Origin of the sequence: Xanthobacter aminoxidans (genome assembly GCF_043193615.1) — a bacterium.
In the GTDB taxonomy this organism is placed as follows: domain Bacteria; phylum Pseudomonadota; class Alphaproteobacteria; order Rhizobiales; family Xanthobacteraceae; genus Xanthobacter; species Xanthobacter aminoxidans.
The window spans coordinates 536970-551985 of the sequence record NZ_JBAFUS010000001.1 but is presented as its reverse complement, the minus strand read 5'-3'; the positions used below and the strand labels follow the sequence as shown (position 1 = coordinate 551985).

The 15016-nt window shown below is 67.4% G+C and carries 13 protein-coding genes; 10 read left to right on the top strand and 3 right to left on the bottom strand.

Annotated features, from left to right (window positions below):
• Nucleotides 1-65 precede the first annotated feature (65 nt).
• The gene (locus V5F74_RS02440) at nt 66-935 is read right to left on the bottom strand and encodes an isocitrate lyase/PEP mutase family protein (protein ID WP_029558082.1); all 870 of its coding nucleotides are present in this window, start codon (nt 933-935) and stop codon (nt 66-68) included.
• Nucleotides 936-1124: 189 nt separating this feature from the next.
• Between V5F74_RS02440 and V5F74_RS02435 the strand changes: the two genes are divergently transcribed.
• From V5F74_RS02435 to V5F74_RS02390, 10 genes are all read left to right on the top strand, one after another.
• Nucleotides 1125-1880 (top strand): GntR family transcriptional regulator, encoded by a 756-nt coding sequence (locus V5F74_RS02435; RefSeq protein WP_374254209.1) that lies wholly within the window; start codon nt 1125-1127, stop codon nt 1878-1880.
• Between the two features lie 316 nt (nt 1881-2196).
• Nucleotides 2197-3405, top strand: coding sequence for an ABC transporter substrate-binding protein (locus tag V5F74_RS02430; RefSeq protein ID WP_029558084.1), 1209 nt, complete (start codon nt 2197-2199; stop codon nt 3403-3405).
• 88 nt (nt 3406-3493) lie between these two features.
• The gene (locus V5F74_RS02425; protein WP_081837684.1) at nt 3494-4642 is read left to right on the top strand and encodes a 2-methylaconitate cis-trans isomerase PrpF family protein; all 1149 of its coding nucleotides are present in this window, start codon (nt 3494-3496) and stop codon (nt 4640-4642) included.
• Between the two features lie 55 nt (nt 4643-4697).
• Complete coding sequence (locus tag V5F74_RS02420; protein WP_081837685.1) at nt 4698-5753, top strand: D-2-hydroxyacid dehydrogenase family protein; 1056 nt, start codon at nt 4698-4700, stop codon at nt 5751-5753.
• A gap of 41 nt (nt 5754-5794) precedes the next feature.
• Nucleotides 5795-7270 (top strand): aldehyde dehydrogenase, encoded by a 1476-nt coding sequence (locus V5F74_RS02415; RefSeq protein ID WP_029558087.1) that lies wholly within the window; start codon nt 5795-5797, stop codon nt 7268-7270.
• A complete protein-coding gene (locus V5F74_RS02410) occupies nt 7267-8709 on the top strand; it encodes an FAD-dependent oxidoreductase (protein ID WP_394006080.1) in 1443 nt (480 codons plus the stop codon). Before V5F74_RS02415 ends, V5F74_RS02410 begins: the two co-directional genes overlap by 4 nt.
• 22 nt (nt 8710-8731) lie before the next feature.
• On the top strand, nt 8732-9034 hold the full coding sequence (locus V5F74_RS02405) for a DUF4387 domain-containing protein (protein WP_029558089.1): 303 nt from the start codon (nt 8732-8734) through the stop codon (nt 9032-9034).
• Nucleotides 9031-10443 carry an acyclic terpene utilization AtuA family protein gene (locus V5F74_RS02400; protein ID WP_394006078.1) on the top strand — a complete coding sequence of 471 codons (1413 nt, stop codon included), beginning with the start codon at nt 9031-9033 and terminating at the stop codon, nt 10441-10443. The genes V5F74_RS02405 and V5F74_RS02400 overlap by 4 nt, the downstream gene beginning before the upstream one ends.
• A gap of 240 nt (nt 10444-10683) precedes the next feature.
• A complete protein-coding gene (locus V5F74_RS02395; protein ID WP_394006076.1) occupies nt 10684-12342 on the top strand; it encodes a radical SAM protein in 1659 nt (552 codons plus the stop codon).
• Nucleotides 12343-12475: 133 nt separating this feature from the next.
• A complete protein-coding gene (locus V5F74_RS02390) occupies nt 12476-13261 on the top strand; it encodes an SGNH/GDSL hydrolase family protein (RefSeq protein WP_394006074.1) in 786 nt (261 codons plus the stop codon).
• Nucleotides 13262-13277: 16 nt separating this feature from the next.
• Here V5F74_RS02390 and V5F74_RS02385 read toward each other — a convergent pair whose 3' ends face one another.
• Together V5F74_RS02385 and V5F74_RS02380 are read right to left on the bottom strand one after the other, a co-directional pair.
• Complete coding sequence (locus V5F74_RS02385) at nt 13278-13940, bottom strand: alpha/beta hydrolase (RefSeq protein WP_394006072.1); 663 nt, start codon at nt 13938-13940, stop codon at nt 13278-13280.
• A 68-nt stretch (nt 13941-14008) separates the two neighbouring features.
• On the bottom strand, nt 14009-14941 hold the full coding sequence (locus V5F74_RS02380) for a ring-cleaving dioxygenase (RefSeq protein WP_394006070.1): 933 nt from the start codon (nt 14939-14941) through the stop codon (nt 14009-14011).
• Between the last annotated feature and the right edge of the window lie 75 nt (nt 14942-15016).

The window sequence follows — 15016 nt, the reverse complement described above, 5'->3', positions numbered from 1 at the left end:
TTGGGCCTCTTGTTGATCGAGGCCTCTGCACGCGTCGTCGCAAATGGTCCGGCGGGTTCCCTGCCTCATGGAACGGCGCTGTAGCGGCTCTCTAGTTCGTCCCAATGATCCTTGGCGACGGCCTTCTGGCGTTCATCGAACGTGGCGAGCCGGTGGCTGACGCTGGCGAGCGATCCCTCCCGCTTCAGCGCCTCCAGAACCTCGTAGGAGGCCTTCAGCGCCGCCTGCAAAGCGGCGTTTGCGTAGAGAACCAGCGAGAAGCCCATCTGCCCGAGCTGCTCGCGGCCCGGATCGGGCGTGCGGCCGCCAAAGACGATGTTGGCGATCTGCGGCACGGGAAGTTCGCGCGGGATGCGCGCCAGCTCCTCCACCGTCACGGGCGCTTCCACGAAGGTCATGTCGGCGCCCGCTTCGATGAAGGCATGGGCGCGTTCCATCGCCCGGTCGAAGCCTTCCACCGCGGCGGCGTCGGTGCGGGCGATGATCTGGATGTCGCCGTCGACCCTCGCATCGACCGCCGCCTTGATCTTCTGGACCATTTCGCCGGTCGGGATCACTTCCTTGCCCGAGAAGTGCCCGCACTTCTTGGGAAAGACCTGATCTTCGATCTGGATACCTGCCGCCCCGGCGCGCTCCAGCATGCGGATGGTCCGCACCATGTTGACCGCGTTGCCGAAGCCGGTGTCGGCATCCACGATGATCGGCAGGGAGACGGCGTCCGCGATGGCGGCCGTTGCCTCCGCGACCTCCGTCAGGGTCGTCAGGCCGATGTCCGGCGCGCCCAGCGCCATGTTGGCGATGCCCGCACCGCTGACATAGATGGCGTCGAAGCCGAGGTTCTCGATCACCCGTGCGAACATGGCATTCGCCGTGCCGGGCACGGTGATGGCCGCCCTGCGGGCAACCAGGTTTTTTAGAACGAGCGCGGATCGCATCCGTTTCCTCTCGCCGGGGCAGGGGCATTGGCCTTCAGCTAGACCCGGATACTGACGACTGTCAACAGTTTTGGGTTTGTACCGACTGCGCGCGCTTCTTCAATGTCTGCCGGGATGATATGGTGTTTTCAGCAAAAATTATCGGCAGTCCTGTCAGCAGGGGTGCCCTTCAACGTGTGAGGTGCAACCATGGCCACCCGGCCGATCCCGCTTCATTCCGACCCTCAGTCGGGGCCCGGCGCCATTGAGCCCATCGCCTTGACCTCGCTGGCGGAAGAGGCCTTCGTGAAGCTGGTGCAGGTCATCACCTCCGGTCGATACTTGCCGGGTCAGCGCCTGTCCGAATCGGAGCTTGCCCGCCAGCTCGGCATCAGCCGGGGGCCCCTTCGCGAGGCGCTGGGCCGCCTTGAGGGGCGCCTCGTGATGCGCACGCCCCGCATCGGCATCCGTGTCATCGACTTCCGTCCGGAAGAAGTGTCGCAGCTTTTCATCGTCCGCGAGGCCCTGGAGGGTATGGCGGCGAGGCTTGCTGCCGAACATATGACCACATCAGAGCTTGCGGCACTGGGCGATCTTCTGGAGGAGCATGGCCGGCAGCAGGATATTTCGTCCGGGCAGGCCTATCACCAGGGTGTCGGCGACGATGACTTCCATTTCGCCATCATCAAGGGTGCCCGGTGTGAGCAGCTGGAGCGCCTTCTTCTGGATGGTCTCTACTATCAGCTCCGCCTGCACCGGCTGAGGGCGAGCGCTCAGCCCGGCCGGGCCAAGGAGGCATTCGGCGAGCACCGGGAAATTCTGGCCGCGCTCCTCAGCCGGAGCCCGGATGCCGCCGAAGGCTGCATGCGGCGGCACATTCGCAATGCGCGCTTGAATGCCCTGTCCTCGATCCAGGCCTCTGCCGCGTCCCCCCGCGAGACGCGGCGACAGCAGCGTTCCTATTGAGGGGCGTCTTGCCGCGCGGGGGGGGCGTTGGCACGCTTCGTACCTTGCAGACAATCAGCCATGGAGAAATGCTCAAAAACAGCATGATGCAGTCCCGCCTGTCGGCAATTTCGGAAAACTGTTGACAGTTTGAGGGCGGCATGGGACTGACTTGGCCATCCGCACATGGATGCGGCGACAGCAATAATGGTAGCGGCAGCGTTTGCGTGGCTGCGCCGGATCCGTCCCAGGGGGCGGTCGGCGTCCGCGAGTCTCCCGTTGAGGGCTCCAGCCACCAAATGTCAGAACAACACGCCGCGCCTACAGGGAGGTGTCGATGGTCTCGCGGCGAACAGTCTTGTTTGGCGGTGCGCTGGCACTGACTGGTGCTGGCTTGGGGCGGGCGCATGCACAGATGCAGCCCATAAAGGTCGGCGTGCTCGAAGACATGTCGGGGGTTTTTTCCGACCTCGGTGGGAATGGCACGACGATCGCGGCCCGGATGGCGGTCGAGGATTTCGGTGGCAAGGTGCTTGGACGCCCCATCGAGATCGTCAGCGGCGACCACCAGAACAAGCCGGACCTCGCCCTTTCCATCGCACGCAAATGGTACGACATCGAAGGGGTCGGCCTCATCACCGGCCTGACCAACAGCGCGGTCGCGCTTGGTGTGCAGAAGCTTGCCGCCGACAAGAACAAGATCAACATCGTCCAGAATGCCTCGACGGACGTGTTGATCGAGCAGGACTGCTCCCCCAACGCCATCGTCTGGAACTGGACGGCGCGCACCATCGTCAGGCTTACGGTCGAGATGGCGATGAAGACCAGCGGCAAGACCTGGTACTTCATCGTCTCCGACTATGCGGGCGGCCGCATCATGGAGGACGAGGCCTCCCCTCTGATCAAGGCTGCGGGCGGCGCCGTGCTGGGAACCTCACGCCCGCCGGTGGGCGAGGCTGATTTCGCGTCCCATCTGCTCACCGCCCAGGCTTCCAAGGCGGAAGTTCTCGGGGTGGTTACTTTCGGGCAGGACTTCGTGAACCTTCTGCGCCAGTGCGTCGACTTCGGAATTGTGAAGACGATGCGTCCGGTCGCCCCGTTCGCCTTCCACTCCGACCTGAAGGCGGTGGGGCCGCAGGGTATCCAGGGCATGCCGGTTGCCGCGCCCTTCTACTGGGACCTCAATCCGGAGACCCGCGCCTTTTCCGATCGCTTCCGCAAGCTGACGGGCCGCCCGCCGGATGTCGGGCATGCCGGCACCTACAATGCGTTGATCCACTATTTCAAAGGCCTGCAGGCCGCCAATACGGATCAGACTGCGGACGTGCTCGCCGCCATGCGGAAGATGCCCATCAACGACATGTCCACGAAGGATGGCTTCATCCGCGGGGACGGCATGGTGGTGCGCCAGATCTACCGGTTCGTCGGCAAGACCCCGGCTGAATCGAAAGACCCCTGGGATCTCCTGAAGTTCGTGGACACCGTTTCGAAAGAGGCGGCGTTTCCCGCGCAGAAGGATCCGAAGTGCCGTCTCCTCAAGGTGTGATGGCGGCGCGCAGGTCGTGAGGTTCGATGTCGTCCGGACGTAAGGATGCGTGGGCGGCGGGCAGGGGTGTGGATCGGGGAGTAGGGCTTTGGCCGCGCAGCGTTCCATTCCGGCAGTTTTCATGCGTGGCGGCACGAGCAAGGCGCTCATGTTCCACGCGCGCGATCTGCCTCCTGATCGGGCGACGTGGGACGAAGTGTTCGCGGCGGCCATGGGGAGCCCGGATCCCTACGGGCGGCAATTGGACGGAATGGGGGGAGGTCTCTCCTCCCTTTCCAAGGTCTGCGTGGTCGGGCCCTCCCAGCGGCCGGACGCGGATGTCGACTACACCTTCGCGCAGGTCGCGATCGGCGCGTCGCGCGTCGACTACAGCGGCAACTGCGGGAATATGACTTCGGCCGTCGGGCCATTCGCACTGGACGAGATGATGCTCGCCCCGCAGGAAGACGGCGAGGCGCGGGTTCGCATCTTCAACACCAACACCAGCAAGCTCATCCATGCCACCTTTCCCGTCGAGGACGGGTGTGCGCGGTTCGACGGCGATCTGGCCATTCCCGGTGTGAGCGGGACGGGCGCTCCCATCCGGCTGGATTTCATCGATCCGGGCGGGGCGTCGACCGGCAGGCTGCTCCCCACCGGAGCCGTGCGCGACGTGCTGGATGTGCCGGGCCTGGGACGCATCGATGTCTCCATGGTGGACGCGGCCAATGCGGCCATCTTCGTGCGGGCTGAAGACGTGGGCCTCACGGGCCACGAGGCACCCCAGGAGCTGGACGCACGCGCCGACATTCTTGCCCGGCTCGATGCCATCCGCTGTGCGGCGTCGGTGGCAATGGGCATCGCGCCGGATGTGGAAGCCGCGCGGCGGATCCCCGTCATCCCCTTCATCTGTTTCGTCGCATCCGCGAAGGCCGGCGACGAAGGCGATCTCGTCATCCGCGCCATCTCCAACGGCCAGCCGCACCGGGCGCTGCCGCTCACCATTTCGCTCTGCGCGGCGGCGGCGGTGCAGATGGAGGGATCGGTCGTCGCCGAATGCCGCCGGCCGGAACGCTCCGCCGGACCCATGCGGCTGGCGATGCCCGCCGGTGTGCTGACGGTCGATGCCGACGTGGTGCGGACACCGGACGGCTGGCAGGTGCGCAGCGGCAGTTTCTACCGGACCGCGCGGCGATTGTTCGACGGCCGGGTCTGGGTGCCCGGGCACATCGGCATGGCAGCCGGAGGCCGGGTTTGAATTGCGCTCACGCTGGAGCGAAGGCCCGCGAGCTGAGATCTGACAAGGGGTATCGATGAACGAGAAGAGCCCTCATCCCAAGAGCAGCGTCCCCAATCCGTTCCGGGTGGCAATCCTCGACGACTACCAGGGAGTGGCGGCGCGGTTCTGGCCCCACGGCGCCATTGCCGGCGTGGAGACGGTTGCGTTCTCGGATCACGTGGCGACGTCCGAAGATCTGGTCCGGCGCCTGCGTGGCTTCCATGCGGTCATGCGCATCCGCGAGCGGACCGCCTTTCCGGCGGAGGTCATCAACGCCTTGCCCGATCTGAAGGTGATCCTGGCCACCGGCATGCGCAATGCCCGCTCCATCGACCTTTCCGCCGCCGACGCGCGGGGCATCTTCGTGTGCGCGACGGATGCCCTGCACCAGACCACCGTGGAGGTGACCTGGGCGCTGATCTTCTCGCTGACGCGCCACATGCCCCAGGAGACGGCCTCGCTGCGCGCGGGCGGCTGGCAGATCGGTCTCGGCCGCAACCTCGCGGGGCTCACCCTTGGCATCGTCGGCCTGGGCAACATGGGCATTCCCGTCTCCCGCATCGGCCAGATCCTGGGAATGAAGGTCGTTGCCTGGAGCCCCAACCTGACCCCCGAGCGCACCGCGCCCCATGGGGTGGAGTGCGTGTCCAAGTCCGATCTGTTCCGTCTGTCCGACGTGATCACGATCCACATGCCGTTGACGGATGCGACGCTCGGCCTTGTCGGCGACGCGGAGCTGGCGGAGATGAAGAGGGATGCCGTCATCATCAACACGGCACGTCCCCAGATCGTCAACGAGGAGGCGCTTGTCCGCGCTCTCCTGGAGCGACGGATCGGCGGTGCGGGTCTCGACGTGTTCGAGATCGAGCCGCTGCCGAAGGATCATCCGTTCAGAACGCTCACGAACGTGGTCGCTACGCCGCACATCGGCTTCGTCACCGAGGCGAACTACGAGATCTTCTACGGGCAGACGATTGAGAACCTACGCGCCTGGCTCGCCGGCGCGCCCATCAACCAGATCACTGCTGCCCGTCCCTTCCTGCCCGACTCGCAGGTGGCACGACAGATGTTCGCAGCGGGTCACGTCTGACCGGCCCCGAAACGCATCCAGGACATCGCCGGAGTTTCCGCATGACGCACTACAAGCTCTTCATCAACGGCCAATGGGTCGAGGAACCGGGACAGGAACGCTTTCCCGCCATCAACCCCTACACGCGCGAGGAGTGGGCCTCGCTGGCGCAGGCCAGCGACCAGCAGGTCGCGGACGCCATCGCGGCCGCCCGCACGGCCTTCGAGACCCACTGGTCCAAGACCTCCGGTGCCGAGCGCGCGCGGCTGATGACCAAGCTCGCCGACCTCTTGGCCGCGGACGCGCCGCGCATGGGCCGGCTGGAGAGCACGGACAACGGCAAGGTCATCCGCGAGACGCAGAGCCAGATGCTGTTCGCGGCGCGGCAGTATCGCTTCTTCGCCGGCTATGCGGACAAGCTCTGGGGCAAGACCATCCCGCTCGATCAGCGCGACACGCTCGACTACACGGTGCGCGATCCCATCGGCGTGTGCGTGCTGATCACTGCCTGGAACTCCCCCATGGGGCTCCTGTCCAACAAGCTCGCCCCCGCATTGGCCGCCGGCAATTGCGTGGTGATCAAGCCCTCCGAGCACGCGTCGGCGACCACGCTGGAGTTCGCGAAACTCGTGGAGGCCGCAGGCTTTCCGCCCGGCGTCGTCAACGTCGTCACCGGGGATGCGCGGGTCGGCAAGGCGCTGCTGGCCTCGGGGCGGATCGACCGCGTGAGCTTTACGGGCAGCCCCGGCGTGGGGCGCGAGATCGCCGCCGTGGCGGGCCGGGCCCTGGTGCCGGCCACCCTGGAGCTGGGCGGCAAGTCGCCCAACATCATTTTCGACGATGCCGACCTCAAGAAGGCGATAATCGGTGCGCTGGCCGGCATCTTCGCCGCCACCGGCCAGACCTGCATCGCCGGATCGCGCCTGCTGGTTCAGCGCGGCGTCTACAACCAGGTGGTGGAGACGCTGGTGGAGCGCGCAAGCCGCATCCGGCTCGGCGATCCCTGCGATCCCGCGACCGAGATGGGCACCGCGGCCAACGAGCCCCAGTTCGCCCGCATCCTCGGCATGATCGACGCCGCCAAGCGGGACGGCGCGACCCTCGCCGCCGGCGGTGGCGCCGCCGAAGGCCCGGGGCTCGGGAAGGGCTTCTTCGTACAGCCCACCATCTTCAAGGATGTCCGGAACGACATGACCATCGCCCAGGAGGAGGTGTTCGGCCCCGTCCTGTCGATCCTGCCGTTCGATACCGAGGAAGAGGCGATCGAGATCGGCAACGACACCCGCTACGGCCTCGCGGCCGGCGTGTGGACGGAAAGCCTGCAACGCGCCATGCGCGTTTCCCGGTCCATCCGGGCCGGCACGGTCTGGGTCAATACGTATCGCGCGGTCGCGGTCCAGGCGCCCTTCGGCGGCTTCAAGGAGAGCGGCTTCGGGCGCGAGCGCGGCGAAGTGGCGCTCGATGAATTCACGAGCATTCGCAACGTGATGATCGATTTTTCCAACGAGGAGCGCGATCCGTTCGCGGTCAAGCTATGATCGAGCACGCTTACGACGTCGTTGTTGTCGGCTGCGGCATTGCGGGCCTCTCCGCCGCTGTCTCCGCCGCTGAGACCGGTCGCCGCGTGGCCGTCCTTGAGCGCTCCTGCATCGAGGAGCGGGGCGGCAACACGCGCTGGACCGAAGCCTTCATGCGCATGAAGAACGAAAACGAGGTCTCCGACGACTTCGAAGAGCACTTCATGCAGAACGCGGGGTGGAACCTCGATCCGTCGCTGATCGCCGAAACCGGCCGTCCCTATGCGGATTGGTCCCCCATCGTGAAGGCGCTCTCCTTCACCGATCCTGAGGTGATCTCGACGCTCGCGCGGGAGGCCGGCCCGACGCTCTCCTGGCTTCGCGGCGCCGGGATCAAATTCTCCGACATGGCGACGTATCTGATCACCTCCTCCACCACCCGCATCTGCCCGGTGGGCGGGGGCCTCGCTTTGGTGGAGGCGCTTGCCACCACCGCCGAGAAGCTCGGCGTCGACTTCCACTACGAGACCAGCGCGCGCGGCCTCGTGCGGGCCGAGGATGGGTCGGTCGCCGGGATCATGGCGCAGACGGGGGACGGCATGCGCCGCTTCCTCGGGAAGGTGGTGCTGGCCTGCGGCGGGTTCGAAGGCAATTCGGAGATGCAGGCGCGCTATTACGGGGCGCAGGCGCGGTACATCCGTCCCGTCGCCCGGGGCGGCTATTACAATCGCGGCGAGGGCATCAAGATGGCCCTCGAAGCCGGAGCGGCTCCTTGCGGTGACTACACCGAGTACCACGCCGAGCCCATCGACCCGCGATCGGGGCAGTCCGAGCCCATCGTCTTCGTGTTTCCCTATGGCATCCTGGTTGATCGCGACGGCCAGCGCTTCGTCGATGAGGCGTCGGGCACCGTGGATACGATCTATGAAAACATCGCACGCCTGATCGGGCGGCTGCCGGGCGGAACCGCCTATGTGATCTGCGACGCGCGGCTGGACGATGTGCCGAACTGGCAGCGCACGGTGCGGAGCGACAAGAAGCCGTTCACGGCGGACACGCTGGAAGGCCTCGCGCTTCAGCTCGACATCCCGCCGCAGAAACTGGCTGCGACGGTGGCGGCCTTCAACGCTGCGACGCGGCCGGGCACGTTCAAGCCGCTCGAGTGTGACGGGCTCGCGACCGAGGGCATTTCGCCGCCAAAGTCGAACTGGGCGCTGCCCCTCGCTCAGGGGCCGTTCCGGGCGTGGCCGATCAGTTCGGCCAATTGCTTCACCTTCGGCGGACTGCGCTGCAACGCCAATGCCCAGGTGGTCGACCACGACGGGCAGCCCATCGCCAATCTCTACGCGGCCGGAGAGACCATGGGCATCTATTACGGCCGGTATACCGGGGCAACCTCGGTGCTGCGAGGGGCCGTCTTCGGCCGGATCGCCGGCCGTCACGCCGTCGGCGTGAACTGATCGACCAGCCGGAGACAGGCGCATGCGGCTCGATCAAATGGTCTCCGTTCTGCGGAGCAAGAATGCCGGGCCGCTGGTCCTGACCTTCGATCTCGTCTTTCCCGACGAGGACCGCTTCAACCACGTGGCCGCCGCGGCTGAAACGCTGCGCGCGGAGGTCGCGCGGCGCTATGGCGAAGCGCTGGAGCGGGTTGCCGTCCACATCTACCGTCCGGCGCTGGCCATCAAGATATCGATCCCCCGAAAGGTGATGTCGGGGGATCCCGGCGACCGTGACGTCTACGGCGCCCAACAGCACGCGCCGCTGCTTGGAATCGACTTATGAACGGCATCGGCACGCTTCTCGACGACATCGCGTCCGGCCGTCGGCGCAGCATCCGCATCCTCGGGGCGTCAGGGCAGCTCGGCTATGGCATTCCCGCGGCGGCATTCGAGGCCGGCCTTGCGCGCCGGCCGGACATGATCGGCTGCGACATGGGGTCGATCGACATTGGCCCCGCCTATCTCGGCAGCGGGAAGATGGCCACATCCCGGACCAGTACGAAGCAGGATCTGCGCCGGGTCCTTGGTGGCGCCCGGCAGCTTGGCGTCCCACTGGTGATCGGCTCTGCCGGATCGGCGGGCGCCGCGCCGCATTTGGAAGGCACGCTGGAGCTGGTGCGCGAGATCGCTGCGGAAGACGGCCTGTCCTTCACGCTTGCATACATGCCCGCCGACATTTCCCGCTCCGCCGTCAAGGCGGCGTTGCGCGAAGGCCGTATCAGACCGGTGGATACCATGCCCGACCTCACAGAGGCGGATGTGGACGCCGCCGCTCACATCGTCGGGCAAATGGGTGTGGAGGCCTTTCAGCGCGCCCTGCAGTCCGGCGCCGACGTGATCATCGCCGGCCGCGCATGCGATACCGGAATTTTCTCCGCCTTGCCGATCATGGCCGGCCTTCCGGTGGGGCTGGCGATCCACATGGCGAAAATCGTCGAATGTGCGTCCATTTGCTGCCGTCCCGGCGGGCGCGATGCGATCCTGGCGACGATAGATCGCGACGGGTTCGAGCTTGAAAGCATGAACCCCGAGCGCGCCGCCACCCCGGCCTCTGTGGCCGGCCACAGCCTCTATGAACAGGCAGACCCTTTCACCATCCGCGAGCCGGCCGGGGCGGTCGATCTCTCCAACGCCCGCTTCGAGGCGCTGGACGCGCGGCGCACCCGCGTCTCCGGCGCGGACTTTCGCCCCGCTTCGCGCCAGACCATCAAACTGGAGGGGGCCGTGTCCGTCGGGTCGCGGGCCGTGCTGCTGTGCGCGGCGGCGGATCCCAATTTCATCCTGCACATCGCGGGGGTCGTGGACCGGATCAAGGAAGTGGTGCGTGACCTCGTGTGCGAGAACGCGCCGGAGGACTACCAGCTCGCGTTCCGCCTGTACGGCATCGACGGCGTTCGTCCGCTCGACGTCGATGGCGCGCCCCCTTCGCCCCATGAAGTCTTCATACTCGGCGAGTGTCTCGCGCCAAACCCGGACCGCGCCATGCAAGTGATGCGGACGACCAAGCAATATCTGCTGCATCTGGGGTTCGAGGGGCGCATGTCGACCGCTGGTAATCTGGCCTTTCCCTTTACGCCCCCGGAGGTCGATCTTGGGCCAGCCTACCGATTCAACATTTACCACATCATGGAAGTCGACGATATCGCGGCGCACTTCCCGTTATTTCTTGAGGAAATAAACGATACAAAATAGATCGGTGACGGCATGGTCTCCTATCGCGATGCCCATATGGCGCCGACCCAACTCGTGCGCGGCGGGGCCATCTCGGCCGACGATCAAACGGGGGGAACGCGCGCCTGACGTGTCCGTGGTCGCGCAAGCCGTGGCCGCGATCCAGCTTGCCCTTGAGGCCACATGGTCCGTTGCGATGACACGGTCCCGCAACCGCCCTATGGTCATCTGCGAATCATGTGGGCGGCGATAGGGGCGGCGATGTCGAGCGTCCGGGTACTGTTACTTTATCCGCGGTTTGCGCAGGACAGCTTCTGGCGCAATCTTGAGCTGGCGCGGCTCAAGGGCGCGCGCTGCATGGCGCCGCCGCTGGGCCTCATCACCGTCGCCGCGCTTCTGCCGGCGCACTGGGAGGCGCGCCTGTGCGACCTGAACGCCCGTGCGCTGGACCCGGCTGATCTCGAATGGGCGGACGTGGTGTTCGTCAGCGGCATGCTGCCCCAGCGCCAGGAGGCGCTGGCCGCCGTCGCTGCCATGCAGGCGGCGGGCAAGGTGGTGGTGGTGGGCGGACCGGACGTGTCCTCGAGCCCCGAAGCCTATGCGGCCGCCGACTTCCGTGTCCTCGGCGAGGCGGAGGCGACGCTCTCCGCCTTCGTCGAAGCCTGGGAGAGCGGTGCCCGCTCCGGCCTCATCACCACGCCCGAAGAGCGGCCGGCCGTGACCCAAACGCCGGTGCCGCGCTTCGATCTGCTTCACCTGCCGGACTACCTGTTCGTGGGCGTGCAGTTCTCGCGCGGTTGCCCCTTCACCTGCGAGTTCTGCGACATCATCGAGCTGTATGGCCGGGTGCCGCGCACCAAGACGGCGGCGCAGATGCTGGCGGAGCTGGATGCGCTTTACGCGCTCGGCTATCGCGGCCATGTGGATTTCGTCGATGACAATCTCATCGGCAACAAGAAGGCGGTGAAGGCCTTCCTGCCGCACCTGATCGAATGGCAGCGGGCGCACGGCCACCCGTTCCACTTCTCCACCGAGGCCTCGCTCAACCTCGCGGACGATAGCGCGCTGCTGGATCAGATGGCTGAGGCCGGATTCTATCTGGTGTTCGTGGGCATCGAGAGCCCCGATCCCGAGGTCCTGCGCTCCACGCAGAAGAAGCAGAACACCAAGCGCGACATCGCCGCCAGCGTCCACCGGATCTATGCCGCCGGCATCGTGGTGATCGCGGGCTTCATCGTCGGCTTCGACAATGAGTCCCCCGACGCGGCGGACGCCATGGCGGAACTGATCGAGGAGGCGGCCATCCCGGTGGTTTCGCTGGGCCTGCTCTACGCGCTTCCCGATACCCAGCTCTCCCGCCGGCTTGAGCGGGAAGGGCGGATGTTCCCGATCAAGGAAGAAGACTTCCGCCACGGGGACCAGACCGGCGCCGGCCTCAATTTCGCGACCCTGGAGCCGCGCATCGACGTGCTGCGGCGCTACCGCGAGGTCTATGCCCGGGTCTATGCCCCGCGCGCCTTCTTCGGCCGCATCCGCCGGCTTTCTGAACTCGTCGGGCGGCAGGAAGGGGCGGTCGCCGCGACCGAGCCGCCGGCCCCGCCGGCGCCCATCGACGTCAGGCAGATGGTCGCCGATCTCGGACGGCTGTTCGGCGTGCTCGCCACCGTCACCTGGCGCCATCCGCGGGCGGCGGTGCACATCTGGCCGGTGGCGTTGCGCGGGCTCAAGCGGCTGGACAGGCTGGAGCAATTGCTCTCGCTGGCGCTGTTCTACATGCATCTCGGCCCCTTCTCCCGGAAGGTGGTGCGCGACGTCTCGCGGCAGATCGCCGAGATCGAGGCGGGCCGCTGGACCGATCCCCGGGTGAAGGCGGATGGGCGGCCGCAAGAGGGGGCATCCCCCATGCGCGCGGCAGAGTGAGGCCCGGCGGAGTGAGGCGCGGCGGAGCGAGGCGCCCCGTGGAGCTTTGCTGTTGACGTCGCGCGCGCCTTGGGTTCAATCCGCCCCGGCGTCCGTTCGGCGGGCGCCGTTTCTTCCGGATTGGTCCTTCCCCATGCGCTGCCTTCGTTTCCTTGCGGTCCCGCTGCTCGCCGTTCTGGGCGGTTTCCTTGTTGCCGGCGGGCCGAATGCCGCCCATGCCGCGGGCTGCACGGCGCGGCCCTCGCCGGCGCTGTCCATGCCTGCCGGCGTCAAGGCGCTCAGGGAGGGCCAGCCCCTGCGCATCCTCGCCATCGGCTCCTCCACCACGGCAGGCGTGGGCGCATCGAGCGGCGACACCAACTATCCGAGCCAGCTCGCCCGCCGCCTGACAGCGGCACTGGGCGAAGGGCGGGTCGCCATGGTGAATGCCGGCGTCTCGGGAGAGACCGGGCCGTCCACGCTGGCGCGCCTCAAGTCGCTCGTGCAGACCCAGCCGGCGCCTCAACTGGTGCTGTGGCAGGTGGGCACGAACGACGTGATCTTCGGCGGCGATCCGACCCGGCTGCGCGCCACGGTTGCCGATGGCCTCGCCGCCATCGCAGCGTCGGGCGCAGCGGTGGTGGTCATCGACCAGCAGTATTTCCCCGGCATCAACGATCTCGCCCGCTATGAGGCGTTCGTCGCGGCGGTGAATGCGGCGGCCTCGGCGCGCGGCGTGCCGCTGCTACGCCGCTACGCCATGATGAAGCAGTGGGCCGCGGAAGACCCGAAGGGGTTCCGCGGCACCCTGTCGTGGGACAGCTTTCACATGAATGACGCCGGCTACGCCTGCCTCGCCGATGCTTTGGCGCCCGCCATCATCGCGGCGGCGAAGCAGGGCGGTGGCAGCGGCACGGCTTCGGCCAAGCCGGCGCGCTGAACCGGCGCGCTGAGCCTCAGGCCGCCGCCGCGCCGGTCCGCGTGAGCCAGTCGCGCATGGCCGTCATGTCGGTGGGCGTGAGGCCATGGCCGCCCGGCAGCGTGCGGTGCTCCACGCGGGCGCCCCGCTGCTCCAGCTGGGCAACCAGCCGGGCCGCGTTGTTCGCGGGCACGATGGGGTCGGCGGCGCCCGAGAGCATCAGCACCGGCGTTCCCGGAAGGGTGCCCGCCGGCGGGTTGGCGAGCGGCACCATGGCCCGCAGCAGGGCCGCACCGGAGAGCACGTCCGGACGCAGCATCAGCATGGCCGCGGCGATGTTGGCGCCGTTGGAGAAGCCCACCGCCACCGGGGCGGCAAGGCCATAGGCGGCGCGCGCCTCGCCGATGAAATCGGCCAGTTCGTGGGCGCGCCGCACCACGTCCTCCTCGTCGAACACGCCTTCCGCCAGCCGGCGGAAGAAACGCGGCATTCCGCCTTCGCTGATCTTGCCGCGGGGCGACAGCAACGCCGCGCCGGGCGAGAGCATCCGGCCGAGGGGGATGAGATCATTCTCGTCGCCGCCGGTGCCGTGGAGCAGCAGCAGCGGTGCGGCGGCCGGATCGGTGGCGGGCAAGAAGCGGTGGGTGAAGGAGAGGGCGCCCCGCGCGGGGGCGGCAAGCGCATCAGGAACGGTGGTCATTGGGGCTGTTCCTTTCCGACCCGGCCGCTGGCGCGGCCGGGCGATGATGGGGTGTAGGGCCTGTCCGCTCAGGCGACCTGCGGCAGAACCCGCTCGATCTCGGCGCGGTGCGCCTCGTACTGGGCCGGCAGCTTCAGCGCCTCGCCGAGATGCTCGGGCGCCTCGTCCACGGCGAAGCCGGGATCGTCGGTGGCGATCTCGAACAGCACCCCGCCGGGCTCGCGGAAGTAGACGGAGCGGAAGTAGTTCCGGTCCCGCTGCTCGGTGACGTGGCGGCCGTGGCGGGCCGTCAGCTTCTCCACCATCTCGGCCTGCGCCGCGTCGTCAGCGGCGCGGAAGGCGATGTGGTGGACGCTGCCGCGTCCCTGACGACCGGAGAGGAAGCCACCGGCCTCGCGAATGTCCACGATGCCGCCCACGGCCACGCCCGGCGCCCGGTAGCGGATGCGGGTGCCTTCGCGGCCGGCCTCCTCGAAGCCGAACACGTCGGTGAGGATGTCCGCGGTGGCGCCGGCCTCCTTCAGCAGGAGGGTCACGGAATGCATGCCGCGGATGGCGTGCGCCTCCGGCACCTCGCCGCCGGCCCAGGCGGGCTCGGCCTCGATGCCGGGGACGCCGACGAGGGCGATGCGCATCCCGTCCGGGTCCTTGAAGGCGATCACCGTCTCACCGAAGCGCTTCTCCGGCAGATCGGGCGCGAGGCCTGCGCCGATGAGGCGCTCGGTCCAGTAGCTCACCGCCGCCTCCGGGATGCGGAACGCGGTCTCCTGCGTCTCGCCCACGCCCGCCCGGCCGGTGCCGGCGGCTTCCCAGGGGAAGAAGGTGAGGATGGAGCCGGGCGAGCCGGCGGCGTCGCCGAAATAGAAGTGATAGGTGCCGGGATCGTCGAAATTGACGGTCTTCTTCACCAGCCGCAGCCCGAGGGTGCGGGTGTAGAAGTCCAGATTGCGACGGGCCGGGCCGGCGATGGCGGTGACGTGGTGAAGTCCGATGCTGCGCATGGGTCTGCTCCTTGATCCTCTGGGCGGCACCGTGGCCGCCGTTGAGGTCAATTTATGCAAACATTTATGGAATGA